This window comes from Celeribacter sp., assembly GCF_048259695.1.
GTDB lineage: Bacteria > Pseudomonadota > Alphaproteobacteria > Rhodobacterales > Rhodobacteraceae > Celeribacter.
The window spans coordinates 125,554-150,603 of sequence record NZ_JBLXHL010000005.1 but is presented as its reverse complement, the minus strand read 5'-3'; the positions used below and the strand labels follow the sequence as shown (position 1 = coordinate 150,603).

Below are 25,050 nucleotides of genomic sequence, written 5' to 3'. Positions count from 1 at the left end.
TCATCGGGGTCCGGATCAATCCGCCGTTAAAAGTGGCGGCTTTTTCGAGCGCCCGATGCGCGGTGCGTCGGGTTTTTCGATCCGCAAATCAATGTTGCCGTCTTTGACGCCCACTTTGACAACGCCGCCTTTGGCCAATTTGCCGAACAGCAATTCCTCGGCGAGCGGTTTTTTGATGTGTTCCTGAATCACGCGGCCAAGGGGGCGTGCGCCCATCTTGTCGTCGTAGCCCTTGTCGGCGAGCCATGCGGCGGCTTTGGGGGTGAGTTCGATATGAACGTTGCGGTCCATGAGCTGCGCTTCGAGTTGCAGCACGAATTTCTCGACCACCTGCATGATGACCTCTTTGGGCAGCGGTGCAAAGGAGACCACGGCGTCCAGGCGGTTGCGGAATTCGGGCGTAAAGGTGCGTTCGATCGCCGCCGTGTCCTCGCCCGTGCGCCGGTCGCGGCCAAAGCCGATGGCGTCCTTGGCCTGTTCGGCAGCACCCGCGTTGGAGGTCATGATGAGGATCACGTTGCGGAAATCGACCGTGCGGCCGTTGTGGTCGGTCAGCTTGCCGTTGTCCATCACCTGAAGCAGGATGTTGAACACGTCGGGGTGGGCCTTTTCGATCTCGTCGAGCAAGAGCACAGAGTGCGGATGCTGATCGACGCGGTCGGTCAACAACCCGCCCTGATCGAACCCGACATAGCCGGGAGGGGCGCCGATGAGGCGTGAAACGGCGTGTTTTTCCATGTACTCGGACATGTCAAAGCGCAGCAGTTCAACGCCAAGCGTATCGGCGAGCTGTTTGGCCACTTCGGTTTTGCCGACACCGGTGGGGCCGGAGAACAGGTAGTTGCCGACGGGTTTTTCCGGCTCGCGCAGGCCCGCCCGCGACAGTTTGATGGCGGAGGACAGGGCAACGATGGCCTTGTCCTGACCAAAGACCACACGTTTGAGCGAGGATTCGAGATCCTTGAGCACTTCGGCGTCGTCCTTGGAGACGTTTTTGGGCGGGATGCGGGCGATTTTTGCCACGACGGCCTCGATCTCCTTGGGGGAGATGGTTTTGCGGCGGCGGCTTTCGGCCACGAGGTGCTGTGCCGCGCCCGCTTCGTCGATCACGTCAATCGCCTTGTCGGGCAATTTGCGGTCGTGGATGTAACGCGCGGCCAGTTCGACGGCGGTTTTGATCGCATCATTGGTGTAGCGGATGTCGTGGTGGTCCTCGAAATAGGGTTTGAGGCCCATAAGGATTTTCACGGCGTCATCCACGGAGGGCTCGTTGACGTCGATTTTCTGGAACCGGCGCGCCAGAGCGCGGTCTTTTTCGAAATGCTGACGGAATTCTTTGTAGGTGGTCGAGCCCATGCAGCGCAGCTTGCCGCCCTGAAGTGCGGGTTTGAGCAGGTTGGAGGCATCCATCGCGCCGCCCGAGGTGGCCCCTGCGCCGATGATGGTGTGGATCTCGTCGATAAACAGGATCGCATCGGGGTGATCCTCAAGCTCTTTCATCACCGCTTTGAGGCGTTCCTCGAAATCCCCGCGATAGCGCGTTCCGGCCAGAAGCGCGCCCATGTCGAGCGAGTAGATCGTGGTCTTGGCGAGGATATCGGGGGTTTCGCCATCGTTCACCTTTTTGGCGAGCCCTTCGGCGATGGCGGTTTTACCCACGCCGGGATCGCCCACCAGAAGCGGGTTGTTTTTACGGCGGCGGCATAGCACCTGAATGCAGCGTTCGACCTCTTCGGTGCGCCCGATGAGCGGGTCGACATTGCCCTCGGAGGCCTTTTTGTTCAGGTCGACGCAGTATTTGGAGAGTGCGGATTCTTTGGCCTCGCCGCCCTCGACGGTGGTTTGCGGTCCCGCGCCATCGGTCTCGTCGTCGGCGCCCGATACGGGGCGGCTTTCGCCAAAGGCGGGGTCTTTGGCCACACCATGCGCGATGTAGTTCACGGCGTCATAGCGGGTCATATCCTGTTCTTGCAGGAAATAGGCGGCGTTGCTTTCGCGTTCGGCAAAGATCGCCACGAGGACGTTTGCGCCTGTCACTTCGGTCCGGCCAGACGATTGGACGTGAATGGCGGCGCGTTGGATGACCCGTTGGAACGAGGCGGTCGGCACGGCTTCGGACCCTTCGACATCGGTGACGAGTGTCGACAGGTCATCCTCGATGTAATCGGATAGGGTTTTTCGCAACTCGTCGAGGTCCACGTTACAGGCCTGCATGACACGCGCGGCGTCCGGCTCCTCGATGAGGGCAAGGAGAAGGTGTTCTAGCGTAGCCAGTTCGTGGTGGCGGGCGTTTGCCAGCGCCAAGGCAGAGTGGATCGCTTGCTCAAGGGTGTTGGAAAATGACGGCACGTCGACAGTGCTCCTTCGTCTGGGGCTGTTGGGGGGCAGGTCTGGCCCTACAGCAACCGTGGCCTGATACTGTTAAAGTTTGATTGAAACGCCCATACTTCAAGTGGAAATTCGCAAAACTGCCATAAATTTTCGTGATTGGCGTCTTTTGGTGCGGATTTGTTGCGTTCGGGGGCTTTGGCTGTGCTGTCGCGCCCAACGGCGCGCCCGGGGGTGGCGGATGTGTGACCGCAACGCCCGCAGGGCAGGGTGTCGCGCCACACCGGAATAGCACTGGCGTGCGTGGTCAAAAGGCGTCTTTGCGGGCGCGGATTTCGGTGAAAACGGCAAGATCGTCGGCGCCGCTCATGCCGATGGCGGCCTTCACACTGTCCTCGCCGGCGCGCAAAAACGGGTTGGTGGCCAGTTCGAGCGCGAGCGGGGCGGGGACGGTGAACTTTCCCTCGACCAGAGCGGCCTCGACGGCGCGGGCGCGGGTGTGCAGCGCGGTATTGCCCGTCTCGATCGTGAGGGCGAATTTGGCATTGGCGGCGGTGTATTCGTGGCCGGAATAGACGATGGTATCGGCGGGCAAGGCCATGAACCGCTGTAGGGTCTCCCACATTTGCGCGGGCGTTCCCTCGAACAGGCGCCCACAGCCGAGGGCCATCAGGCTATCGGCCGAAAACAGCGCGTGGGCGCCGGGGATGTGGAACGCGATGTGGCCAATGGTGTGACCGTCGGCGGGCATGACCTCGACCGTGTGGGCGCCAAAGGCGAAGCTGCCGCCCGCTTCGACAACCGTGTCGAGGGCGGGCAGGCGGTGTTGGTCGGCTTTCGCGCCAAGCACCTTTGCGCCTGTTTCTTTCACAAGGTCGGCCACGCCGTCGATGTGGTCCCAATGGTGGTGGGTGAGCCAGATGTCGGTGAGGGTCCAACCGTGATAATCGAGCGCGTCGAGGACCGGTTCGGCCTCGGCCACGTCAACCACGGCGGTGCGGCCCGTGTCGGGGTCATGCACCAGAAAATCGTAGTTGTCCGATAGGGCCGCAACGGTGACGATCTCTAGCATGGTGTTTTCTCCGGCTTTGGGTCATTCTGATCCCTAACACTTGTCTCTGGGCCACCGTATTGCAATGCATCTCGACGTCGTAGACCTAAGAAATTTTTATTACCGCACGGGCTTGGGGCGGGCGGCACAGCGGGCAATCCGCGATTGTGTGACCGATTTGTGGCCCGATGCCTCGCGCCAGACCATTGCGGGCTTCGGGTTTTCGGTGCCGTTGTTGCGGCCCTACCTTGCGGATGCGCGGCGGGTCGTGGCGTTGATGCCCGACCAACAGGGTGTGATGCACTGGCCTGCGGGGTTGCCGAATGTCTCGACGTTGTGCCGCGAAACCATGTGGCCGTTGCAGACCGGATTTGTGGACAAGCTCATTGTCATGCACGGGCTTGAGACCTCGGATCACCAATCGGCGGTTCTGGAGGAATGTTGGCGCGTGCTCGGGCCGGGCGGGCGGGCGTTGTTTATTGTCCCCAACCGTGCGGGGCTTTGGTCGCGGTCGGATGCCACGCCGTTCGGCTACGGGCGGCCCTATTCGCTCGGTCAGTTGGAGATGCAGCTCAAACAGGCGGGATTCGTGTCCGAGCGCCACCGCGCCGCACTGTTCCAACCGCCATCGCATCGCCGGTTCTGGTTGCGTTCCGGTCCGGTGTGGGAACGGTTCGGGCGCAAGGTGTCCTCGGCGCTTGCGGGCGGGGTCATCATCCTCGAGGTGTCCAAACAGGTTTATGCGCAAACCGGCACGGGGTCGCCCGTCACGTCGCGGCGTCCCCATCGGGTGTTGGGGGGCATTGGCGCGTTGCCCGAGGCGAAGCCGGTTTAATGTCGAGTGGCGAAGCCGGTTTAATGTCGAGTGGCGAAGCCGGTTTAATGTCGAGTGGCGAAGCCGGTCTGATTTACCGCGGCGAAGCCGGTCCGGCCCTGCGCCGCCCCGCCCTGATCCGTGCCGCGTCACAGGTGTGCGGCCAAGGCAACGCCGCGTTCCGGTGGCGTGACATGACCCGTAAAGGGTATGCCATGATGACGCGGGATCGGGCCGTCTCGGGGTCACAAAGCGGGTGACTCGCCCGAATCCGTCGCCCCCGCGCCCGCAAATTTAGATATTTTTTAACAATTTTGGACCGCAAATTCAGTAAGTCTTTGAAATCCTTGAAAAGCGCCTTGGGCCGTGTTGGCGCTAAACCCGCGCAACAAGGTTGCGAGGCGGATAAGCCTCTGTTACACCCACGCCGATTTTACCTCCCATGCGTTCTGCATGGGTTGTTCAAGCTGCCTGCTCCTAATGCGATATACTGCGTCGGGAAATGGCCAAAGACATCGGAAGGGTGGACGTGTCCGAACCAGCTTCGATCTCCCGCGGCATTGCCGCACGCTACGCAACGGCCGTTTTCGAACTGGCCAAAGATGGCAAAGCAATTAAGGCGCTTGAGGACGACGTGTCGTCCCTGTCTTCGGCTCTCGAAGACAGCGCTGATTTTCGCGATCTTGTTTCCTCGCCCGTGATTTCACGTGCCGATCTGGAAAACGCGATCACAGCCATCGCCAAAAAAGCAAAATTGTCCAAAATCGTGTCCAATACGTTGGCCATGATGGCGCAAAACCGCCGTCTCTTTGTTCTGCCGCAACTGGTAGAAGCACTCAAAGAGATGCTCGCCGCCGAACGCGGCGAGGTTACGGCGGATGTCGTTTCCGCAAAGGCGTTGACCAAGGCGCAGTCAGATAAACTGGCTAAATCGCTGTCGGCGCAATTCGGAAAAGATGTGAACATTAATGCGACTGTTGATGAATCCCTCATCGGCGGTCTTGTCGTCAAAGTGGGCTCGAAGATGATCGATACGTCGATCGCCGCCAAGCTCGCCTCCCTCCAGAATGCAATGAAAGAGGTCGGATAAATGGGTATCCAAGCTGCAGAAATTTCTGCGATCCTGAAGGACCAGATCAAGAACTTTGGCAAAGATGCCGAAGTTGCTGAGGTTGGCCGCGTTCTTTCCGTCGGTGACGGTATCGCGCGCGTTTACGGTCTTGATAACGTGCAGGCCGGTGAGATGGTCGAATTCCCCGGTGGTATCCGCGGAATGGCGCTCAACCTCGAAAACGACAACGTCGGTATCGTGATCTTCGGCTCCGACCGTGACATCAAAGAGGGCGACACCGTCAAGCGGACGAACTCCATCGTGGACGTTCCCGCCGGTGACGCGCTTTTGGGTCGCGTTGTTGATGGTCTGGGCAACCCGATCGACGGCAAGGGCGAAATCAAGGCTTCCGAGCGTCGCATCGCCGACAGCAAGGCGCCGGGCATTATCCCGCGCAAATCCGTTCACGAGCCAATGGCAACCGGTCTCAAATCCGTTGACGCCATGATCCCGATCGGACGTGGTCAGCGCGAGCTGATCATTGGTGACCGCCAGACGGGTAAAACCGCCGTGGCGCTCGACGCCATCCTCAACCAGAAAAGCTACAACGACGCGGCTGGTGACGATGAGTCCAAAAAGCTCTATTGCATCTACGTGGCGATCGGTCAGAAACGCTCCACGGTTGCCCAGCTTGTGAAAAAGCTCGAGGAATCCGGTGCGATCGAATACACCACCGTGGTTGCCGCAACCGCATCCGACCCCGCGCCGATGCAGTTCCTCGCGCCCTACGCCGCGACGGCCATGGCCGAGTACTACCGCGACAACGGCAAGCACGCCTTGATCATCTACGATGACCTGTCCAAACAGGCTGTGTCCTATCGTCAGATGTCCTTGCTTCTGCGCCGCCCACCAGGACGTGAAGCATACCCCGGTGACGTGTTCTACCTTCACTCGAGACTTCTCGAGCGCTCCGCGAAACTGAACGAAGACAACGGCTCCGGCTCCTTGACGGCTCTGCCGATCATCGAAACCCAGGGTGGCGACGTGTCCGCGTTTATTCCGACCAACGTGATTTCGATCACCGACGGTCAGATCTTCCTCGAAACCGAATTGTTCTATCAGGGCATCCGTCCTGCTGTGAACACCGGTCTTTCGGTGTCGCGCGTTGGCTCCTCCGCTCAAACCAAAGCCATGTCTTCGGTTGCGGGTCCGGTGAAACTGTCGCTCGCCCAGTACCGCGAAATGGCGGCCTTTGCCCAGTTCGGTTCCGATCTCGACGCCTCCACACAGCAGTTGCTGAGCCGTGGCGCCCGTCTGACCGAGTTGATGAAACAGGCCCAGTATTCGCCGCTGACCAACGCGGAAATCGTATGCGTGATCTTTGCAGGCACCAACGGTTACCTCGACAAGGTCGGTATTAAAGATGTTGGCCGCTACGAGGCTCAACTGCTTGAGTTCCTGCGCAATCAGCACGCTGATATTCTTGCCTGGATCACCAAAGACGATCCCAAGATCAAAGGTGAAGCAGCAGATAAGCTCAAAGCGGTTCTGGACGAATTCGCCAAGACTTTCGCGTAAGATTAGGGGAAAGCTTCAATGCCCAACCTCAAGGATCTTAAAAACCGGATCGCGAGTGTGAAATCCACACGCAAGATCACGAAGGCCATGCAAATGGTCGCGGCTGCAAAATTGCGCCGCGCCCAGGAATCGGCTGAGGCATCGCGCCCCTACACGGAACGCTTTAACGCGGTTCTGGGTGCGCTTTCCGCCTCGGTCGGTGGCTCCGATAGCGCGCCCCGGCTTCTCGCCGGGACGGGCAAGGACGACGTGCATCTGCTCGTCGTGATGACAGCGGAACGTGGTCTGTGCGGTGGTTTCAACTCCAATATTGTGAAACTGGCCCGCACACGTATCGCCGAGCTTCAGGCAAACGGTAAGACGGTCAAGATTTTGACCGTCGGCAAAAAAGGCCGTGAGCAGCTCAAACGCGATCACGGGGACAAAATGGTGGCTCATGTGGACTTCTCCGAAGTCAAAAACCTGAGCTATGCGAACGCACAGGACGTCGCCAAAGGCGTTCTGGCGCGGTTCGACGCCGGTGAGTTCGACGTTGCAACGATCTTCTACGCGAAGTTCGTCAACGTTGTCTCCCAGACCCCGACCGCACAGCAGATCATCCCTGCCGCATATGAAACGGCCGAGGGCGCAGACGCAGGCACAACTGTCTACGACTACGAACCCTCCGAGGAAGGCATCCTTGCCGACCTGTTGCCGCGCGGCGTGGCCACACAGATCTTCTCGGCTCTCTTGGAAAATGCGGCCTCCGAGCAAGGTTCGCGCATGTCCGCAATGGACAACGCGACACGCAACGCAGGCGATATGATCGACCAACTGACCATTCAGTACAACCGTTCGCGTCAGGCCGTCATCACCAACGAGCTTATCGAAATCATCTCGGGCGCGGAAGCGCTCTAAGAATCGGAGTAACGAAACATGGCAAAAGCTACTGGCAAAATCACGCAGGTGATTGGCGCCGTTGTCGACGTTCAGTTCGACGGCGACCTCCCCGCCATTCTCAACGCCCTTGAAACCGACAACAATGGCAACCGTCTGGTGCTCGAGGTTGCCCAGCACCTCGGCGAGAACACCGTGCGCACCATCGCTATGGACGCGACCGAAGGTCTCGTGCGTGGTCAGGACGTCATCGATCTGAAATCCCAGATCTCCGTTCCGGTCGGCACCGCAACACTTGGTCGTATCATGAACGTCACCGGCGACCCCGTTGACGAAAAAGGCCCTGTGAACACCGAAGCACGTCGCCCGATCCACGGCGATGCGCCCACATTCGAAGAACAGTCGACCGCGACCGAAATCCTCGTGACCGGCATCAAGGTTATCGACCTTCTGGCGCCCTACACCAAAGGCGGCAAAATCGGCCTCTTCGGCGGTGCAGGCGTTGGTAAAACCGTTCTCATCATGGAACTGATCAACAACATCGCAAAGGTGCACTCCGGTGTGTCCGTGTTCGCAGGTGTTGGTGAGCGGACCCGTGAGGGCAACGACCTTTACCACGAGATGATCGAATCCGGCGTTATCGTTCCTGACAACCTCGTCGATTCGAAAATTGCACTGGTCTACGGTCAGATGAACGAGCCTCCCGGTGCGCGTATGCGTATTGCCTTGACGGGTCTGACCCTCGCCGAGCAGTTCCGCGATGACACCGGCTCCGACGTTTTGTTCTTTGTGGACAACATCTTCCGCTTCACACAGGCCGGTTCCGAGGTGTCCGCACTCTTGGGTCGTATCCCGTCCGCTGTGGGCTATCAGCCAACACTCGCGACCGACATGGGCGCGATGCAGGAACGTATTTCCTCGACCAAGAACGGGTCCATCACCTCCGTTCAGGCCGTGTACGTGCCTGCCGATGACTTGACCGACCCTGCGCCGGCCACATCGTTTGCCCACCTTGACGCGACGACCGTTCTCGATCGTTCGATCTCGGAAAAAGGCATCTACCCTGCTGTGGACCCTCTTGGTTCCACCTCGCGTCTGCTTGATCCGCTGATCATCGGCGAAGAGCACTACAAAGTGGCGACCGACGTTCAGCAGGTTCTCCAGCGCTATAAGTCGCTTCAGGACATCATTGCCATTCTCGGCATGGACGAGCTGTCCGAGGACGACAAACTGGCCGTGGCCCGTGCGCGCAAAATCGAGCGTTTCCTGTCCCAACCGTTTGACGTGGCGAAAGTGTTCACCGGCGCAGACGGGAAACAGGTTCCCCTCGAAGAAACGATCCAGTCGTTCAAAGCTGTTGTGGCCGGTGAGTACGATCACCTTCCCGAAGCTGCGTTCTACATGGTTGGCGGCATCGACGAAGTGCTCGCCAAAGCCGAAAAACTGGCTGCGGAAGCCGCTTAAGCCGCAACCTCACGCGTTCCGGGAAAGGGCCATATCGGTTTGATCCCGGATCGCGCGCGGTGACAATCTGCGGGCTCTGGTTTGGCCCGTGTATTGTGAGCAACGCTTAGGCAAAACGTTTTGAAGGAGGCCATCCATGGCTGATACGATCCAATTCGACCTCGTTTCACCGGAACGCAAGCTTGCTTCTGTTGTGGCGACCGAGGTGCAGATTCCGGGTGCCGAGGGCGATCTGACTGCAATGGCGGGTCACGCGCCCACTATCATGTCCATCCGCCCCGGTGTTCTCACCGTAAAGGGCGCGGACGGCGAGGAGCAGTTCATCGTTGTTGGCGGTTTCGCCGAAGTGGCTGCGGACAGCGTGTCTGTTCTGGCTGAAATGGCTTTGCCACGCGGTGAAATGTCCCAAGCGGTGGTCTCGGACCTCGTTGCTCAGGCAACAAAGGCCCACGAAGAGGCACACCCCGATGAGCATCACGCGACCGAGAAATTCCTCGCGGACCTCGTCCACGTTGCCGAGGATATGGGGTTCCACTCCAACCTCGGTTAACCGTCTGGTGATCCTGATTTAGGCGAGGCCCGTGGCAGAGATGTCATGGGCCTTTCTTTTTCCATTTGGTTTAAAGACTTTAATGGCAGTATGATTCGATACAACGCACGGTTGAGGCCCTTTTTCCGAATGAAACGAATTGAGACGCACCAAATGGGAATTGAACAGGGATCGATCCTGTTGTTCTCCGACTTTCAAGATGACGGTGAAATGTGGACGGGGACCGGCCCGCGCGATATTCGCCGTGTGGTGGAGTTCGACGAGCATTTTACCCATGCGCCCTCGGTGCAGGTCAGCCTGTCGATGCTTGATATCGACCAAGCGACCAACCACCGCGTGGATATTTCGGCCGAAATGGTGACGGAGGACAGCTTTGTGATTGTGTTCCGGACGTGGGGTGATACGCGCGTGGCGCGGGTGCGGGCGGACTGGATGGCCATCGGCGCGGTGCGCCATGAGGATGATTGGGACCTCTAACCCCGCATCGGGTCAGGGCAAACAAAAAGCGCGAGGGACATTCCCCCGCGCTTTTGTCGTTTCAGGACCGGCGTTTAACCGCGGTTATTCGGCGGTGTAGAGGCCTTCGTACAGCGGCACGAGGGTCTTGTTCTCGAACAGCGACGAGACCGAGGTGCCGTTCCATGTGTTGATGATCGCCTGTGCAAACAGCGGCGCCATCGGCACGATGCGGATATTGGCACAGTCTTTGACCGCTTGCGTTGCTTCGATGCTGTCGGTGATGACGAGCGATTTCAGTTTGGAGTTTGTGACGCGCTCGACGGCGGGGCCGGACAGAACCCCGTGGGAAATATAGGCGTGAACCTCGGCCGCGCCCGCCTCGATCAGGTGTTCGGCGGCTTTGCACAGGGTGCCGGCGGTGTCGATGAGGTCGTCGACGATGATACATTTCTTGCCGACCACATCCCCGATCACGGTCATCTCGGCCACTTCGCCCGCCTTTTCGCGGCGCTTGTCGACGATGGACAGCGGCGCGTCAATGCGTTTGGCCAATTCGCGGGCGCGGGCCACGCCACCTACGTCGGGGGAGACGACCATGATGTCATCCATCGCCCCTTTGAAGTGGTCTTTGATGTCGAGGGCAAACACGGGCGAGGCGTAGAGGTTGTCGACCGGAATGTCGAAGAACCCCTGAATCTGGGTGGCGTGCAGGTCCATCGTCAACACGCGCTCGATACCGGCCTCGACCATCATGTTGGCGACGAGTTTGGCCGAAATGGGGGTGCGGGCTTTCATGCGGCGGTCCTGACGGGCATAGCCGAAATAGGGGATCACGGCGGTGATGCGACCGGCGCTTGAACGGCGCAGCGCATCGGTGATGATCAGCAGTTCCATCAGGTTGTCGTTGGCGGGGTTGGAGGTCGGCTGGATGATAAACATGTCCTCGCCGCGCACGTTTTCGTAGACCTCGACGAAAATCTCGCCATCGTTAAAGCGTTCGACGCGGGCGTCGCACAGCTCGACGGACATGCCGCGGTGCATCGACAGGCGGCGGGCCACGTTGGTGGCAAGCGTTCGGTTGGCATTTCCGGAGATGAGTTTCGGTTCGGAGGTGGTGGGCATGTGCAGCGGTTCCCGAGGTGTGTTTGGCCAAGTGCGCCACGGATTCGCGACACGGCCCCCGATTATCATCCCGACGCCCAAGCGTCTATCACCGTCCGCCCCGAGTGCGGCGTGTTAGCGCTAAAGAGGGTCGGGAACGGGGATTGCCAAGGCCGTGTGTCGAAAATGTGCGCAAAGTGGCGACGGCGTGAATGCACAGCGCGGCGGCTTTCTTTGGTGCCACGGGTGGCTTAGGCTGAGCGCAATCGCACACCGAAGGGAGGCCCCTATGGCCCATATCGACTATTATTTTTCACCCCTGAGCGTTTTCACCTATTTCGCAGGGGATCGACTGGAGCGTATCGCCACCGCGCATGGCGCGACCATCACCTATAAACCGTTCGATATTATGGTGCTGTTTGACCGCCTTGGCGCGCCCAAACCCGCCGACCGTCCCGAGGGGCGCAAGGTTTACCGCATGCAGGAGCTGCGCCGTATCCGCGATGCTTTGGGCCTGACCATGCACGAGCAACCCGCGCACTGGCCGACCAATGCGGCCCCTGCGGCCTATGCCATTATCGCGGCGCAAGAGGCCATGGCCGCATCGGGGTCGGGCGATATGTCGGCCCTCATCGGCACGTTGTTTCGCGCCACTTGGGAAGAGAACCGCGACATCGCCCAAGACGAGGTGATCACCGAAGCACTCAAAGCGGGCGGGTTCGATCCGATGCTGTCGATGTCGGGGCTTTTGGCAGGGGCGGAAACCTACACCAAAAACACCGATGCGGCCTTGGCGGCGGGGGTGTTCGGCTCGCCGTTCTACATTGTCACCGACACGGACGAGCGGTTCTGGGGTCAGGATCGCCTCGACCAGTTGGACACCTATCTCGGCACGCTGTAGCGCCTAGTCCAGTGCGGCAAGCAGGGCGTCGACGTCGTCCCCCGTCGTGGACCAACTTGTCACCAGACGCGCCAGAACGGGGGTGTCTGGTGACAGCCCCGTGACGTCTTCCCACGGGTGATAGACCGCGCCCGCGGCCCACGCTTGGCGGTGCAGATCAAGCGGCATCCGCGCAAAGACCATGTTGCCGTCCACGGCGTAGTCCATCTGCGCCCCGCGCTCCTCTAACCCGTCGGCGAGACGTGCGGCCATGGCATTGGCGTGGGTGGCCAGTTCAAGCCATAGATCATCCTCAAGCCACGCGAGCATCTGTGCCGAGATGAACCGCGCTTTGGAGAGGTTGTGGCCGCCGCGCATCCGGTGGCTTTCAAAGGCGTCTTTGAGATCTGGGTCGAACAGGATGGCCAGTTCGGCGGTCATGGCGCCGTTTTTGGTCCCTCCCAGTGAGAGCGTCGACATTTCGCGGGTCATTTCCCACGGTGTCGTCCCCGTTGCCACAATGGCATTGGCAAAGCGCGCCCCGTCCATGTGCATCGGCAAACGGGCGCTGTCCACAAGGGCCTCGATATGCGCAGGCGTATAGGCCTCGCCGTATTCGGTCAGGTTGGTGATGGACACGGCGGCGGGGGGCATCGCGTGGATGTCATGCCCCGCACGGTCTTTGGCAATGGCGGTCGCTAATGTTCCGCAGTGAAGGCGACTGTCGGGTGAGGGCAGGGCGCGCAGTTTCGCGCCACCTGCGTAAAAGGTCGCGGCCCCGCGTTCGTCCACCTCGATATGCGCGGTCTCGTGGCAATAGATCACGCCCCACGGCGGTGACATCGCCGCCAGAAGCGCGGCATTGGTCGCGGTGCCCGAGGCCATCGGGTAAACGAGCGCATCGGGGGCGTTAAACATCTCGCGCACGCGGTCGGTCAGCACCTCGGTGAACGGATCGGCACCATAGGCTGGGGTGTAGCCGTCATTGGCAAGCTGGAGCGCCTCCATCACTTTGGGATGGGCGGCGGAGGTATTGTCGGAGGCGAAAAACATTCAACTGTCCCCTGTTGGTTCCTCGATAATGTGGTCTTCCCACTCGTCTTCGTCCACCTCGAATTCGGGCACGGTAAATCCGCGCACCGAAACACCGGCCTCATGCACCGATTGCGGGTCGCCCGTCAAAAGCGGGTGCCAATGGGGCAGGGGCTTGCCCTGATACAACAGGCGGTAGGCGCAGGTCTGTGGCATCCAGTAGGCGTGTTTGTCGATGGTCTCGGGTTTGAGGACGATGCACTCGGGTACGATGCGTTTGCGAATGTCGTACTGGCCGCATTGACAGGTTTGGTCGTCGAGCAGGCGACAGGCCACGCGGGTCAGAAATACCTCGCCCGTGTCGGCATCCTCGATCTTGTTGAGACAGCATTTGCCGCAGCCGTCGCACAGGGCTTCCCATTCCTCGGCGTTCATTTTGGCCAGAGGGACCTCGGACCAAAAGTTCGGGCGTAGGCTCATTCCAGACCGCCCAAAATCTGACGCGCCGCATCGCAATCGGCGTTCATTTGGGTGATGAGGGCGCCCAGATCGGAATATTTTTCCTCGGGGCGCAGGAACTCGACAAAGGCCACCGACAGGGTTTCATCATAAAGATCACCGTCGAAATCGAACAGGAAGCTTTCGAGACACGGCGTGTTCGCCCCGAAGGTGGGTTTGACGCCAAGGGACGCCGCCCCCTGATAGCTGCCTTTGTGCGGTCCGGTGAGGACATCGACACGCACGGCATAGACGCCGAATTTCGGCGCGTGCAGCCCGTCGATGGACATGTTGGCGGTGGGAAAGCCAAGATCGCGCCCCCGCTTGTCGCCGTGGGCCACCATGCCCTCGATCCGGTGCCAGTGGCCGAGCATGTCGGCGGCGTCCTGCGGGCGGCCCTCGGCCAGAGCCACGCGGATGGCAGAGGAGGACGAAACGCCCGTTTCGGTTTCCAGAAGGTCGGCGATGGTGACGCCAAACCCCATTTGAGCGCCAAAGCGTTGCAGGTCGGCGGCGGTGCCAATGCGGCCCTTGCCGAAACAGAAATCCGCACCGACAACGACATGGCCGAGGCCAAGCCCCTCAACGATCACTTGCCGTGCGAAATCCTCGGGTGTCATGGCGACCATCGCGGCGTCAAACGGCAGTTGGAACAGGTGCTCGACGCCCAGTTTCGCCAAGCGGCTCGCCTTGGCCTTGGCGTTCATCAACCGGAATGGCGGCGCGCCGGGGGCAAAGAATTCGCGCGGATGCGGCTCGAACGTCACGATGCCAAGCGGGCCGTGCGAACGGGCGAGGTCGATCACATGGCGGTGGCCACGGTGAACGCCGTCAAAGTTTCCAATCGCCGCAGAGGCGCCACGGGCGTCTGCGGGGGTGTCGGTCCAATGGGTATGGGTCTGCATGGCGCTCCCTCGCGGGGATCGCCCCGCGCATCAGTCGAATTTGGCACTTGGCGCAAGCACGGTAGCTTCGCCTTTCAGCACCACGGTATCACCCACGGTGCAGCGACATTCAAGGGAAACGCGGCGTTTTGCATGGATGATGTCGGTCACGGTGACTTCGGCGAGAACTGTATCACCGGGGCGGACGGGCGCCATGAATTTCAACGTCTGGCCCAGATAGATGGTGCCATGCCCGGGAAGCTGTTCGCCGATGACCGCCGAAATCAGCCCCGCCGTGAGCATTCCGTGGGCAATGCGTCCCTCGAAAATGGTGTCGCGGGCGTAGTCATCGTCAAGGTGGACGGGGTTACGGTCGGTGGACACTTCGGCAAACAGTTCAATGTCGCGATCCGTCACCACCTTGCGCAGGGAGCGGGTCATGCCGATTTCGATGTCTTCGATACAGATTGTTCCGCGCAGCATATTGTCCAACATTGTGAGAATCCCCGTCCATGTTGCAGTGCAGCATAGATGAAAGCTCATCGCGAAACAATATGTCGCGCAAGAAAATTTGCCAAACTGCGTCTATTTGGCAAATTTGTGTCGGGGTGGTTGCCACTTGTGGCTTAGCGCAAAAACGAAATCGCGGCGGTCGGCGACAGGTTTTGCTCCGCCAGCCAATGCTTGAGCCGCACGGGATCAGGGTTGGCGGGGTCCGCGCCGAACTCCGCCGCCGCAAGGCCGCCGGTGATGAACAGCGTATCAAGCCCCTCACCCAGTCCGCCCATCACATCGGTGCCAATGCCGTCGCCTATGCACAGGATATTGTCGTCGGACACCTGCGCGATTTTTGACAGGCGGCGACGGGCAAGGTCATAGATCGGCGGGTGTGGTTTGCCGAAGTAAAGGCTTTCGCCACCCATTTCCGTATAAAGCCCTGCCAATGCGCCGGCGCACCATTCCCGCTCCTCGCCACGGTCCACCACGATATCGGGGTTGGCGCAGAGCAATTTGAGGCCTTTTTGTTTGGCATAGAGAAAATCGGCGCGGTAGACATCGGGGTCGGCGATCGGGTCCTCGGGGCCTGTGACCACAATGCCCTCGGCCTGTTGCAACGATACGCGGGTGATCTCCACCGCCTGATCGGCGACCAGATCCATCGGGGCGAAAAACACCATGTCTTCGCCCGGTGATCCGATGTGATAGACCTTTGACCCCACGGCGCCCAGATACATCGCGGCGCGTGCGCTGTCGCCCGAGGTGGCAATCGCGTCATAGGTATCCGTTGGTACGCCAAAGCCGACAAGTTGCTCGGACACGGCTTTCCACGGGCGCGGCGAATTGGTCACAAGCACCACTTTGCCGCCCGTCTTTCGGTAGGTTTGCAGCGCCGTGACGGCTTCGGGGTAGGCGGTGACGCCATTGTGGACGCAGCCCCACAGATCGACGAACAAGGCATCATAGCGGCTTGAAATCTCGCAGAGGGATTGGATCAACTGGGTCATGGGGGGGCTCCGTGTGCGTTTGCCCCCTTGCTATCGCCCGTGGCGGCGAAAGGGAAGCGACATGGCAGGCCATAAGCGCAAATGAGGTGGCATGGCGAAACGTCACAGGCCCCTGATGCGGTGGTGGCTTGAGTGTCGTCTGTCGGAGGCCTAGATAGTCATGGATATATTCGAGGAATGAAATATGACCAATCTTTCCAGACGTGCGCTGTTGACCCTCGGGGCGGGTGCTGTGGCGGTCGTGGTGCTCGGGGCGATGACATATGCGCCGCGCCGCACCGCACATGCCGCCTCCTTTGAACATCAGTATATGACCGTGAGCGAGATGGAGCAGGGCGGTGGTTTGATCGTTGATATCCGCACGCCGCCCGAATGGGTGGACACGGGTGTCATTGACGGGGCCGCACTGGTGACGTTCAACGATCCTGACAGTTTTCTGGCCAGGATCGGACCGCAGATCGCGGATGGGCGCGACATCTACCTGATTTGCCGGTCGGGCAACCGCACGCAACGCGCCGCCGATCTGTTATCGGGCATGATCGACAACCGCATCGTGTCGGTCGCCGGCGGGATGAAAGAGCAGATCAAACAGGGCTATCAGCCTGTCCCCGCGCGGTAGTCACAGGTCCCGGCCGAATGCCTTTGGATAAGATAGCGTTTTGACCTTGGCCGTTGCAGGTCCGGTGGTCAGGGTGTGGTCGAGCGGGTAGGGCGACGTGAAACCATCCGCAACCGGTGCGAAGCCGCAGCGGGTGTAAAAGGCGGGGTCGCCCAGAACCACCACCGTTTGCCCCGATAGTTCAGCCCATTGGGAGATCATGCCGACAAAACGCCGCCCGAACCCGCGCCCGTGATGGTCGGGGTGAATGGCAACGGGAGCGAGGGCGAGCCATCCCTTTGGCGCGACCATATGCGACAGCGCCGCGTAGCCGATAATCCCGCCGTCCATCGGCAGCACCATTTCGCCTGCAATCGCGCGGGATTTGCGCAGGGCCGCGACGAGATCGACCTCGGCCGTGCCGCCGAATGCCGCCGCCATCAGGGCGTCCACGGCGGGTTCTTCGCCGCGTTTGAGCGGGCGCATGAAGTCGGGGGATTTGAACATGGGATCTCCAACGAAAAAGGGGCGCCGCGTGGCACCCCTTTGAACCGTATCAGTGCCGCAAAGTCGATCAGACTTTGAGGTTCGGAATGATCTGTTTTTTGCGCGACATGATGCCGGGCAGGACAACGGTGTTGCCATCCACGGTCGCGCCGAATGTTTTCTCGGCCACGCCTTTGACCAGGTCGTTGGGGACGAACAGGGTTGCTTCCTCTTTGAGGATGTCCACGACGAACAACAGCACCTCGTCCACACCGTCCTCTTTGGCCACGTCGGCAAAGGATGCCATGATGCTGTCCTTGCGGTCGAGCACGATTTTGGGCGCTGTGGTTTCAAGCACGGAGACGCGGAATTTGGTGTCGCCCACGGCGTATTCCTTGCTGTCCATGCGGATCAGTTCGGCATCGGAAAACGCGGAGATGTCGGATTTCGCCTCGAACATTTCGGACGCATAGGCGTTCAGGTCGAGGTTCAGTTCGGAGGCCAGTTTCGCGGCCAGTGCGCGGTCGTGGTCGGTTGTGGTCGGTGAGCGGAATTCGAGCGTGTCGGACAGGATGCACGACAACACCATGCCTTTGACCCAGTCGGGCATCTTGTCGGCGTCGTCGCCCATCAGGTCGACCATAATGGTCGCGGTGCAGGCGAGCGGACGGATGGTGATGTCGATCGGACCAGAGGTCTCAAGGCCACCCACAAGTTTGTGGTGGTCGATGATCGCGGTGATGTCGAGGTCGTTGATGTTGGCGGGCAATTCGGCGGGGTTGTTGGTGTCAACGATGACAACCTTTTGGCCCGCGTCAAATTCGGTGACGATGCGCGGTTTGGGGCAGGACCATTTTTCCAATACGAACGCCGCTTCGGTGTTGGGCTCGCCCAGGAACACGGCCTCGGCCTTTTCGCCTTTGATCTCGTTGAGGTACCATGCCCAGATGATGGGCGAACCTGTGGAGTCTGTGTCGGGGGATTTGTGGCCGAAAACGAGCGTTGTCATGTAAGAAGTCCCATAATAGGTGGCAATTTTGCCCGCCTTATAGGCAGTGCAGCATGGCTTGTCACGCCCCACTATGCCGTGCGGATTTCCCGCGCTAAAAAGGCCGCATGAGAAAACGCGCGACAAAGCCCAAAGAGAGCGACCTGTACCTGCCTGTGAAAGCCTTTCTTGAGGGGCTCGGGTATGAGGTGAAGGCGGAGATCAAGGATGCGGACGTCATGGGGCGGCGCGGCGACGAGCCGCCTGTGATCGTCGAGTTGAAGCTCGGGTTCTCGCTGATCCTGCTGCATCAGGGCGTTGCGCGCCAACGGATCACGGATCAGGTCTATCTCGCCGTGCCGCGATGGTCGGGCCGCGCCGGATGGAAGGCGTTCAAGGCCAATGTGGGTCTGGCCAAACGTCTGGGCCTCGGGGTGATTTCCGTCGATCTTGCGGCGGGGCCAACGGTGGAGGCGGTGCAGGTTCACGCCGATCCCGCCGAGTTCCGCCCGCGCAAAGTCAAAGCCCGCAAAGACAGCCTGTTCAAAGAGTTCAACGCCCGCGAAGGTGACCCGAATTTGGGCGGCGTGCGCGGCGCACGTGTCACGGCCTACCGTCAGGCGGCGGAAAAATGCCGTGAGTATCTGGCGCAAAACGGCCCGAGCAAGGGCGCGGATGTGGCCCGCGCCACAGGCGTCGAGAAAGCCACAACCATCATGCGCATGGACCACTACGGATGGTTCGAGAAGGTGGAGACGGGGGTTTATGGTGTTCGGGGGTGAGGGGCGTCTTTGCGGACACAGAAGCCGTCTGCGTCTTAGGTGCGAACGGCTGCGGCGTGTTTTACAGGTGCTCTTGTAGGTAGGTGATAATCTGGCGTGTAAGCTCATCATGAATGTCCGAACGCACACGCCCACCCGCGTCATCACAGAGCGGATCAAGCTCACCCTCATCGATCAGGATCTGCGCTCCTTTTGGTTTGCATCGCGCCAGAAAGCTAAAGTGGGTTGCATCGTTCACAATGGCATAGGTTGCATTGGGGATCGCGTCAGCGGCGCTGCGGGCGTAAATCCCCACGGGAATTTTATCTTCATCGCCCAAGTTGATGATCAGCATGGGGATATCGATCTGCTCCAAACTTTCCACCGTGAGGGTTTCTATAATCCCGGGGTCGACAATCACGGCTGTTTTGATCCGTGGGTCGCGCAGGTCTTGTGCGGCAGGCGACATATCGATCGCATGCAGGTCAACACCGAAGTGGGCCAGAAATGCACAATCGGACATGTCATGGTCGCTGTCATCGCAGAATCCCTGCAACGCGTCGGGATCAACGCGCGCGCCGGATGTTGCCATGGCTGTGTATCCTCCTGCAGAGAACCCCAGAATAGAGATCCGGTCCGTATCAATGTAGGGGTAAGCGCCCGCATTCGCGGTGATTTCATCCAGAACAGCGGACACATCGGCCGGGCGTTCCCAAACGCGCACGGCGGCCTCGGCTGACGCATTTCCGGTTGTGGTGCCGGGGTGATTGGGCAGAACAACAACATATCCCGCTTGCGCCAGTTCTGACGCGATCCAGCCGAATTGCCCTGCATTGCCGCCCGAGCCATGAGAGATGACGATCATTGGAAATTGTCCATTCTGTCGCGGCGCATCGCGACCAGCCGGCGTGCCATAGAAAACGCCATTGCCGCCAACTGTAATGCTTTTGCCGCCGGGCGCTGCTGGATACCAAATATGGAAATCAACGTCAGTGTCACGAATGGGGGCATAGGCGGATCCATAGGTGATACCTGCCGTCCCATCGTAAGGCGGACGCATCACGTCATATGCGACCCATCCGGACAGGCAAAGAACGGCAGCAAAGGTTGTGGATTTCGCGATCATTTTTAGGTGTGACATCGGGCTTCTCCGTATTCGTCAAATGGGTGATGCCCTTGGAATGATGTGAATGCGTCGATCAATCGTCCTAAAACGCGTTTGAGGTCGTCCTGAAACACGTTTCAGGATAAACACGGTCAAAATTATTGAAGAAGTCCCCTGCTTATGCTGTTTGTTCCCCTCCCTTTGTTTGCCACCTTGTTTCTCTTGTTATTGGTCTGCCGTATCTTGGTGACCCGCGACATGACACTGCGGGCGCATCAACTGTTTGCAGGCCTCATCGCACTTTACGCGGTGCAATCGCTTTTGGTCTCGCTGCGGTGGGGCTACGACATAGACGGCCTTTCGACGTACTTGATCCTTTTGGCCCCCGTTTTGCCTGCCGTAGCCTATATGTCTTATGCCGCGCTTGCGCAGCGCCAAACACGACAACACCTTTGGCCCGTTGGCGTCATTGCCCTGAACTGGTTGGCCTTTGCTGTGCTGCCCGTGATCCCTGATCCGCTCATTCTGATGACCTATTTGGGGTTTGGCGTTTTGCTTCTCCGGCTTTGGTGGAAGGGTACAGATGCACTCTCTTTGTCGCCCATCAATGACGAACGTGAGATCCGGTTGGCCATGGTTCTGACGGGGGCAGCTTTGGTGTTGTCCGGTCTGACGGACATCTACCTGATCATCGACTTCATACAACACGATGGGCGAAACGCCGGCCTGATCCTGACATTCGTGCAAACTGCATTTGTTGTCGTGATTGGTGTCTCTGCCTCTTTCGGCCGTGCGGCTGACATGACCGAGCCAGAAAGCGAAACAGTCGCATTTACCCCGGAAGCGACCGAAAAAGACAGCGACATTGTGAGCCGCCTTGAGCGTTTATTTGTCCAAGAGGCGCTGCACCGAGACGAAGACCTCAGTTTGCGTCGTCTTGCCCGAAAACTTGGCCTGCCAGACCGGCAGGTTTCAAACGCAATAAACAGGGTGCGCGGGATGAGCGTGTCCCAGTTCGTGAATGACTTTCGGATTCGGGAAGCCTGTACCCAGTTGAGCACATCAAAGAAGACAATCATGGAAGTCTCTTTGGCTGCGGGATTCGCAACGAAGTCCAATTTCAATCGTGAATTTTTGCGTGTGATCGGCCAAACGCCATCACAATGGCGCAAAGAAAATATGTCGGGCCGAGAATAAAGTGTAGAGATGACAGTCGGATCGCAACCATTCCGGCCCCGTAGTATAATGTGCTGAGGGCTCGGAGTGGTCGCTCTCCGCATCGTACATTATTTCAATGGCTTTCAGGCCACTCCTGCAAAGAAATCTATTTGCACGGCCTCTGGTTGACACGCCCTCAGACGCTCCCTACGTATATCTCGTTATCACTCGCCCTATGTGAGTGCTAACGCGACATTTACCTGCTGTGTGTGACATGGCGGGACGAACCGAAACTGGCCCGTATGGGTCTGCATATTTGAGCGAAGGATCCTCGAAGATGGCATTTAAACCGCTTCACGACCGCGTTGTTGTTCGCCGCACCGAAGGCGACGAAAAAACTGCTGGCGGCCTCATCATTCCAGATAGCGCCAAAGAAAAACCCTCCGAAGGCGAAATCGTCTCCGTTGGCGAAGGCGCACGCAAAGACAGCGGCGAGCTGATTGCACCCTCCGTCAAAGCAGGCGACCGCATCCTGTTCGGCAAATGGTCCGGCACGGAAATCACTGTTGAGGGCGAAGAGCTGCTCATCATGAAAGAGTCCGACATTCTCGGCATCATCGCCTAAGCGATCTCTTTCCTACCGAAATTTACCTGAATTCAGGAGTGAACCATGGCTAAAGAAGTCAAGTTTGACGTCGACGCACGCAACCGCATGCTCAAAGGCGTTAACATCCTCGCAGACGCAGTAAAAGTGACGCTCGGCCCCAAAGGCCGCAACGTTGTGCTCGAAAAATCGTTCGGCGCACCACGCATCACCAAAGACGGCGTATCCGTGGCCAAAGAGATCGATCTCGAAGACAAGTTCGAGAACATGGGCGCACAGATGGTCAAAGAAGTGGCATCGCGCACCAATGATGAGGCCGGCGACGGCACCACCACCGCGACCGTTCTGGCACAAGCCATCATCAAGGAAGGCCTTAAGCAGGTTGCTGCCGGTCTGAACCCGATGGACCTCAAGCGCGGCATCGACCTTGCAACCACCAAAGTCGTTCAGGCGATCAAGGACGCGGCGCGCCCCGTCAATGATTCCGCCGAAGTGGCTCAGGTCGGCACCATCTCCGCCAACGGCGAATCCGAGATCGGCCGCCAGATCGCAGACGCGATGCAGAAAGTCGGCAACGACGGCGTCATCACCGTCGAAGAGAACAAAGGCATGGAAACCGAGACCACCGTGGTCGAAGGCATGCAGTTCGACCGTGGCTTCCTGTCGCCCTACTTCGTGACCAACCCTGACAAAATGATCGCAGACCTCGAAGACTGCATCATCTTGCTGCACGAGAAAAAACTCTCCTCCTTGCAGCCGATGGTTCCGCTCCTCGAGCAGGTCATCCAGTCGCAAAAACCGCTTCTCATCATCGCAGAAGATGTTGAAGGCGAAGCACTGGCAACCCTCGTGGTCAACAAACTGCGCGGTGGTCTGAAAATCGCAGCTGTCAAAGCGCCTGGTTTCGGCGATCGCCGCAAAGCCATGTTGCAAGACATCGCGATCCTCACCGGCGGTCAGGTGATCTCCGAAGATCTCGGCATGAAGCTTGAATCCGTCACGATGGATATGCTCGGTTCCGCCAAGAAAATCACCATCTCCAAAGACGAAACCACGATCGTCGAAGGCAATGGCGAAAAGGCAGAGATCGAAGCACGCGTTGCCCAGATCCGTCAGCAGATCGAAGAAACCACATCCGACTACGACCGTGAAAAACTTCAGGAGCGCGTTGCAAAACTCGCTGGTGGTGTGGCCGTGATCCGCGTTGGTGGCATGACCGAAATCGAAGTGAAAGAGCGCAAAGACCGCGTAGAAGACGCTTTGAACGCAACCCGCGCCGCGGTTCAGGAAGGCATCGTTGTCGGCGGTGGTGTGGCGCTCGTGCAGGCGGGCAAAGTGCTCGAAGGTATGGATGGCGCAAACGCGGATCAAAACGCCGGTATCGCCATCGTGCGCCGTGCGCTTGAGGCTCCGCTGCGTCAGATTGCTGAAAACGCAGGCGTCGATGGCGCTGTTGTGGCCGGCAAAGTGCGTGAAAGCACTGATCTGACCTTTGGCTTTAACGCTCAAACCGAAGAGTATGGCGACATGTTTGCCTTCGGCGTGATCGACCCTGCCAAAGTGACCCGTACGGCTCTTGAGGACGCGGCATCTATCGCGGGTCTCTTGATCACCACGGAAGCTATGGTTGCCGAGAAACCGTCCAAAGACGGTGCCGGCGGCGGTATGCCCGACATGGGCGGCATGGGCGGCATGGGCGGTATGATGTAAACCCGCCCCAACGGCGGTTTCGCCATTGGATCGGGTGGCCATTTGCCACTGTACGCAAAAAATTAAAGGGTCGCCTTCGGGCGGCCCTTTCCGGTTTCACGTGGTCCATTTTAACCTGTTTTCCGGTTTTTTGCCGGATGTAACGGTTTATTAGCCCGGGTTTCCTAAGAAACGGCAAAGAGACGTTTATGGAGACCGATAATGCTGACCCTGCCCAGAGCCATCGTGGTAATGTTGTTCGTGTCGTTGGTGTCCGTGGCGCCTCCTGTTTTTGCCGAGGAAAACCTGAACCTGCGGATTGATTTGGCGGGGCGCCAACGGATGTTGACGCAGCGCATGGCGCGGGCGGCCTGTTTCATTGCGGTCGAGGTGGATGTGCAAAGCAACAAGCAAGTCTTGCTCGAATCGCGCACGCTTTTTGGCAATTCGCTGCGCACGTTGAAAATGGGTGGCGGCGCCGAGGGCTTTTTGCAAGAAACCGACGAGACTGCGCTCAGTGATATTGCCGATATTGAACAGATCTGGTTCAAAATGCAGCGCAAAGTGACCGGATTTACCAAACCGGGGGCTGTGACCCTTGATGAGCTTCGCGAGTTTTCCGATATCTCGACCGAGCTTTTAACGGCATCGAATTATCTCGCGATCACGCTTGAGGACAAGGCGCGGAAAGAGGGAAGCGGGCTTTCGCCCGCGACCGCGTTGATGATCAATCTTGCGGGGCGCCAACGGATGTTGGTTCAAAAGATCGGCAAGGAAGCCTGTCTGTTGCAAATGGAACGCAAAGGGGTTGCCGCGGGGGCCAAAATCGACACCTCGACATTCAACGAGACGATGCAAGTGTTCCACGAAAGTGCCTTTGGTCTGGCGTTCGGGTCGCGCCAATTGGGACTTCCGGCGGCGCCCACGCCCGATATCTACGAAGAAAACGGCTACAGCTGGCAACGGTGGTCCATTATGAATGCGCTTGTCTCGGCTCTGGAGGTCGACATTCTGTCCGAGCGCGATATGCGCGAATTGTCGTGGGATATCGAAGCCTTCATGTCGGATTTGAGCAGGACCGTAAAACTCTACACAGCACTTTGAACAACATGCCCGTTTCCGTTGGAGCGGGTCGATCCGCTATTTCAGGATGACCTCAAGCGCGTCATAGTAGGGCGTGCCTGCCGGTTCAAACGCCACCCGTGCCAGACTTGAGGGTTTGATCGTCATCGCGGCAAGGTCGGCGCGGGCGAACCACCCCCGTTTGGACACCACATTGGCAACATCGCGCCATGTGTCATCAATCGCGCCCGAAACCAGTGTGCAGTGGAAAAACAGATCAACCTGATGAAAGCCGCTGTCCGGATCGTGAAATTCGTTGATCAACGCGAGCGGGCCGACATCGACGGTCAATCCGGTTTCCTCATGGACCTCACGGACAAGGTTGTCGGGGATGGACTGCCCGCGTTCAATCCCGCCTCCGGGGGCGCACCAAAGCCCGAGGTGGTGCTTGGGGTAGGCATTGACGAGCAACAGGCGATCCTCACGGATCAGGATGGCGCGTGCGGCAAGGCGGGGGGAACGTGTCAT

General features: G+C 59.1%; 27 protein-coding genes. 15 read left to right on the top strand and 12 right to left on the bottom strand.

Annotated elements, in window-relative coordinates:
* Window positions 1-15 precede the first annotated feature (15 nt).
* The gene (clpA, locus tag ACN0Q0_RS10980; RefSeq protein WP_417243439.1) at window positions 16-2,349 is read right to left on the bottom strand and encodes an ATP-dependent Clp protease ATP-binding subunit ClpA; all 2,334 of its coding nucleotides are present in this window, start codon (window positions 2,347-2,349) and stop codon (window positions 16-18) included.
* Between the two features lie 286 nt (window positions 2,350-2,635).
* Window positions 2,636-3,400: a hydroxyacylglutathione hydrolase gene (gloB, locus tag ACN0Q0_RS10975; RefSeq protein ID WP_417243438.1), complete on the bottom strand. Its 765-nt coding sequence runs from the start codon at window positions 3,398-3,400 to the stop codon at window positions 2,636-2,638.
* A 64-nt stretch (window positions 3,401-3,464) separates the two neighbouring features.
* On the opposite strand from gloB, the gene ACN0Q0_RS10970 reads away from it, so the two are divergent.
* The 8 genes from ACN0Q0_RS10970 to ACN0Q0_RS10935 all read left to right on the top strand — a co-directional run bounded on the left by ACN0Q0_RS10970 (window position 3,465) and on the right by ACN0Q0_RS10935 (window position 10,189).
* Window positions 3,465-4,214 (top strand): methyltransferase domain-containing protein, encoded by a 750-nt coding sequence (locus ACN0Q0_RS10970; protein ID WP_417243437.1) that lies wholly within the window; start codon window positions 3,465-3,467, stop codon window positions 4,212-4,214.
* On the top strand, window positions 4,214-4,453 hold the full coding sequence (locus ACN0Q0_RS10965) for a hypothetical protein (protein WP_417243436.1): 240 nt from the start codon (window positions 4,214-4,216) through the stop codon (window positions 4,451-4,453). The genes ACN0Q0_RS10970 and ACN0Q0_RS10965 overlap by 1 nt, the downstream gene beginning before the upstream one ends.
* A 269-nt stretch (window positions 4,454-4,722) precedes the next feature.
* On the top strand, window positions 4,723-5,283 hold the full coding sequence (locus ACN0Q0_RS10960) for a F0F1 ATP synthase subunit delta (RefSeq protein WP_417243435.1): 561 nt from the start codon (window positions 4,723-4,725) through the stop codon (window positions 5,281-5,283).
* Entirely contained in the window at window positions 5,284-6,822 is a 1,539-nt protein-coding gene (atpA, locus tag ACN0Q0_RS10955) for a F0F1 ATP synthase subunit alpha (RefSeq protein WP_417243434.1), read from the top strand.
* Between the two features lie 18 nt (window positions 6,823-6,840).
* On the top strand, window positions 6,841-7,719 hold the full coding sequence (locus ACN0Q0_RS10950) for a F0F1 ATP synthase subunit gamma (RefSeq protein WP_417243433.1): 879 nt from the start codon (window positions 6,841-6,843) through the stop codon (window positions 7,717-7,719).
* Window positions 7,720-7,737: 18 nt separating this feature from the next.
* A complete protein-coding gene (gene atpD / locus ACN0Q0_RS10945; protein WP_417243432.1) occupies window positions 7,738-9,162 on the top strand; it encodes a F0F1 ATP synthase subunit beta in 1,425 nt (474 codons plus the stop codon).
* 136 nt (window positions 9,163-9,298) lie between these two features.
* Window positions 9,299-9,712, top strand: a complete 414-nt coding sequence (locus ACN0Q0_RS10940) for a F0F1 ATP synthase subunit epsilon (protein WP_417243431.1) — start codon at window positions 9,299-9,301, stop codon at window positions 9,710-9,712.
* 129 nt (window positions 9,713-9,841) lie between these two features.
* Entirely contained in the window at window positions 9,842-10,189 is a 348-nt protein-coding gene (locus tag ACN0Q0_RS10935; RefSeq protein ID WP_417243430.1) for an H-type lectin domain-containing protein, read from the top strand.
* Between the two features lie 84 nt (window positions 10,190-10,273).
* Here the strand turns inward: ACN0Q0_RS10935 and ACN0Q0_RS10930 are convergent, their stop codons facing one another.
* On the bottom strand, window positions 10,274-11,293 hold the full coding sequence (locus ACN0Q0_RS10930; RefSeq protein ID WP_417243429.1) for a ribose-phosphate pyrophosphokinase: 1,020 nt from the start codon (window positions 11,291-11,293) through the stop codon (window positions 10,274-10,276).
* A 268-nt stretch (window positions 11,294-11,561) separates the two neighbouring features.
* On the opposite strand from ACN0Q0_RS10930, the gene ACN0Q0_RS10925 reads away from it, so the two are divergent.
* Window positions 11,562-12,173 (top strand): 2-hydroxychromene-2-carboxylate isomerase, encoded by a 612-nt coding sequence (locus tag ACN0Q0_RS10925; RefSeq protein ID WP_417243428.1) that lies wholly within the window; start codon window positions 11,562-11,564, stop codon window positions 12,171-12,173.
* A gap of 3 nt (window positions 12,174-12,176) precedes the next feature.
* Here ACN0Q0_RS10925 and ACN0Q0_RS10920 read toward each other — a convergent pair whose 3' ends face one another.
* The 5 genes from ACN0Q0_RS10920 to ACN0Q0_RS10900 all read right to left on the bottom strand — a co-directional run bounded on the left by ACN0Q0_RS10920 (window position 12,177) and on the right by ACN0Q0_RS10900 (window position 16,071).
* Window positions 12,177-13,205: a threonine aldolase family protein gene (locus ACN0Q0_RS10920; protein ID WP_417243427.1), complete on the bottom strand. Its 1,029-nt coding sequence runs from the start codon at window positions 13,203-13,205 to the stop codon at window positions 12,177-12,179.
* Window positions 13,206-13,664: a YcgN family cysteine cluster protein gene (locus ACN0Q0_RS10915; RefSeq protein ID WP_417243426.1), complete on the bottom strand. Its 459-nt coding sequence runs from the start codon at window positions 13,662-13,664 to the stop codon at window positions 13,206-13,208.
* A complete protein-coding gene (locus tag ACN0Q0_RS10910; protein WP_417243425.1) occupies window positions 13,661-14,587 on the bottom strand; it encodes a bifunctional riboflavin kinase/FAD synthetase in 927 nt (308 codons plus the stop codon). The genes ACN0Q0_RS10915 and ACN0Q0_RS10910 overlap by 4 nt, the downstream gene beginning before the upstream one ends.
* Before the next feature lie 30 nt (window positions 14,588-14,617).
* A complete protein-coding gene (locus tag ACN0Q0_RS10905) occupies window positions 14,618-15,061 on the bottom strand; it encodes a MaoC family dehydratase (RefSeq protein ID WP_417243424.1) in 444 nt (147 codons plus the stop codon).
* Between the two features lie 131 nt (window positions 15,062-15,192).
* Complete coding sequence (locus ACN0Q0_RS10900) at window positions 15,193-16,071, bottom strand: TIGR01459 family HAD-type hydrolase (RefSeq protein ID WP_417243423.1); 879 nt, start codon at window positions 16,069-16,071, stop codon at window positions 15,193-15,195.
* 184 nt (window positions 16,072-16,255) lie between these two features.
* Here ACN0Q0_RS10900 and ACN0Q0_RS10895 point away from each other — a divergent pair, with 184 nt between their 5' ends.
* Entirely contained in the window at window positions 16,256-16,690 is a 435-nt protein-coding gene (locus ACN0Q0_RS10895; protein WP_417243422.1) for a rhodanese-like domain-containing protein, read from the top strand.
* On the opposite strand, the gene ACN0Q0_RS10890 is transcribed toward ACN0Q0_RS10895, so the two are convergent.
* A complete protein-coding gene (locus tag ACN0Q0_RS10890; protein WP_417243421.1) occupies window positions 16,691-17,176 on the bottom strand; it encodes a GNAT family N-acetyltransferase in 486 nt (161 codons plus the stop codon).
* A gap of 67 nt (window positions 17,177-17,243) precedes the next feature.
* Complete coding sequence (locus ACN0Q0_RS10885; protein WP_417243420.1) at window positions 17,244-18,164, bottom strand: manganese-dependent inorganic pyrophosphatase; 921 nt, start codon at window positions 18,162-18,164, stop codon at window positions 17,244-17,246.
* Window positions 18,165-18,271: 107 nt separating this feature from the next.
* Here ACN0Q0_RS10885 and ACN0Q0_RS10880 point away from each other — a divergent pair, with 107 nt between their 5' ends.
* Window positions 18,272-18,925, top strand: a complete 654-nt coding sequence (locus ACN0Q0_RS10880; RefSeq protein WP_417243419.1) for a DUF2161 domain-containing phosphodiesterase — start codon at window positions 18,272-18,274, stop codon at window positions 18,923-18,925.
* A gap of 61 nt (window positions 18,926-18,986) precedes the next feature.
* On the opposite strand, the gene ACN0Q0_RS10875 is transcribed toward ACN0Q0_RS10880, so the two are convergent.
* Window positions 18,987-20,045, bottom strand: a complete 1,059-nt coding sequence (locus ACN0Q0_RS10875) for an alpha/beta hydrolase family protein (RefSeq protein ID WP_417243418.1) — start codon at window positions 20,043-20,045, stop codon at window positions 18,987-18,989.
* 372 nt (window positions 20,046-20,417) lie between these two features.
* Here ACN0Q0_RS10875 and ACN0Q0_RS10870 point away from each other — a divergent pair, with 372 nt between their 5' ends.
* The 4 genes from ACN0Q0_RS10870 (at window position 20,418) to ACN0Q0_RS10855 (ending at window position 24,564) form a co-directional block, all read left to right on the top strand.
* Window positions 20,418-21,206, top strand: a complete 789-nt coding sequence (locus ACN0Q0_RS10870; RefSeq protein ID WP_417243417.1) for a helix-turn-helix domain-containing protein — start codon at window positions 20,418-20,420, stop codon at window positions 21,204-21,206.
* Between the two features lie 298 nt (window positions 21,207-21,504).
* Window positions 21,505-21,792, top strand: a complete 288-nt coding sequence (locus ACN0Q0_RS10865; RefSeq protein ID WP_417243416.1) for a co-chaperone GroES — start codon at window positions 21,505-21,507, stop codon at window positions 21,790-21,792.
* A gap of 45 nt (window positions 21,793-21,837) precedes the next feature.
* Complete coding sequence (groL, locus tag ACN0Q0_RS10860; protein WP_417243415.1) at window positions 21,838-23,481, top strand: chaperonin GroEL; 1,644 nt, start codon at window positions 21,838-21,840, stop codon at window positions 23,479-23,481.
* A gap of 201 nt (window positions 23,482-23,682) precedes the next feature.
* A complete protein-coding gene (locus tag ACN0Q0_RS10855; protein WP_417243414.1) occupies window positions 23,683-24,564 on the top strand; it encodes a type IV pili methyl-accepting chemotaxis transducer N-terminal domain-containing protein in 882 nt (293 codons plus the stop codon).
* A gap of 36 nt (window positions 24,565-24,600) precedes the next feature.
* Here ACN0Q0_RS10855 and ACN0Q0_RS10850 read toward each other — a convergent pair whose 3' ends face one another.
* A complete protein-coding gene (locus ACN0Q0_RS10850; RefSeq protein WP_417243413.1) occupies window positions 24,601-25,050 on the bottom strand; it encodes an NUDIX domain-containing protein in 450 nt (149 codons plus the stop codon).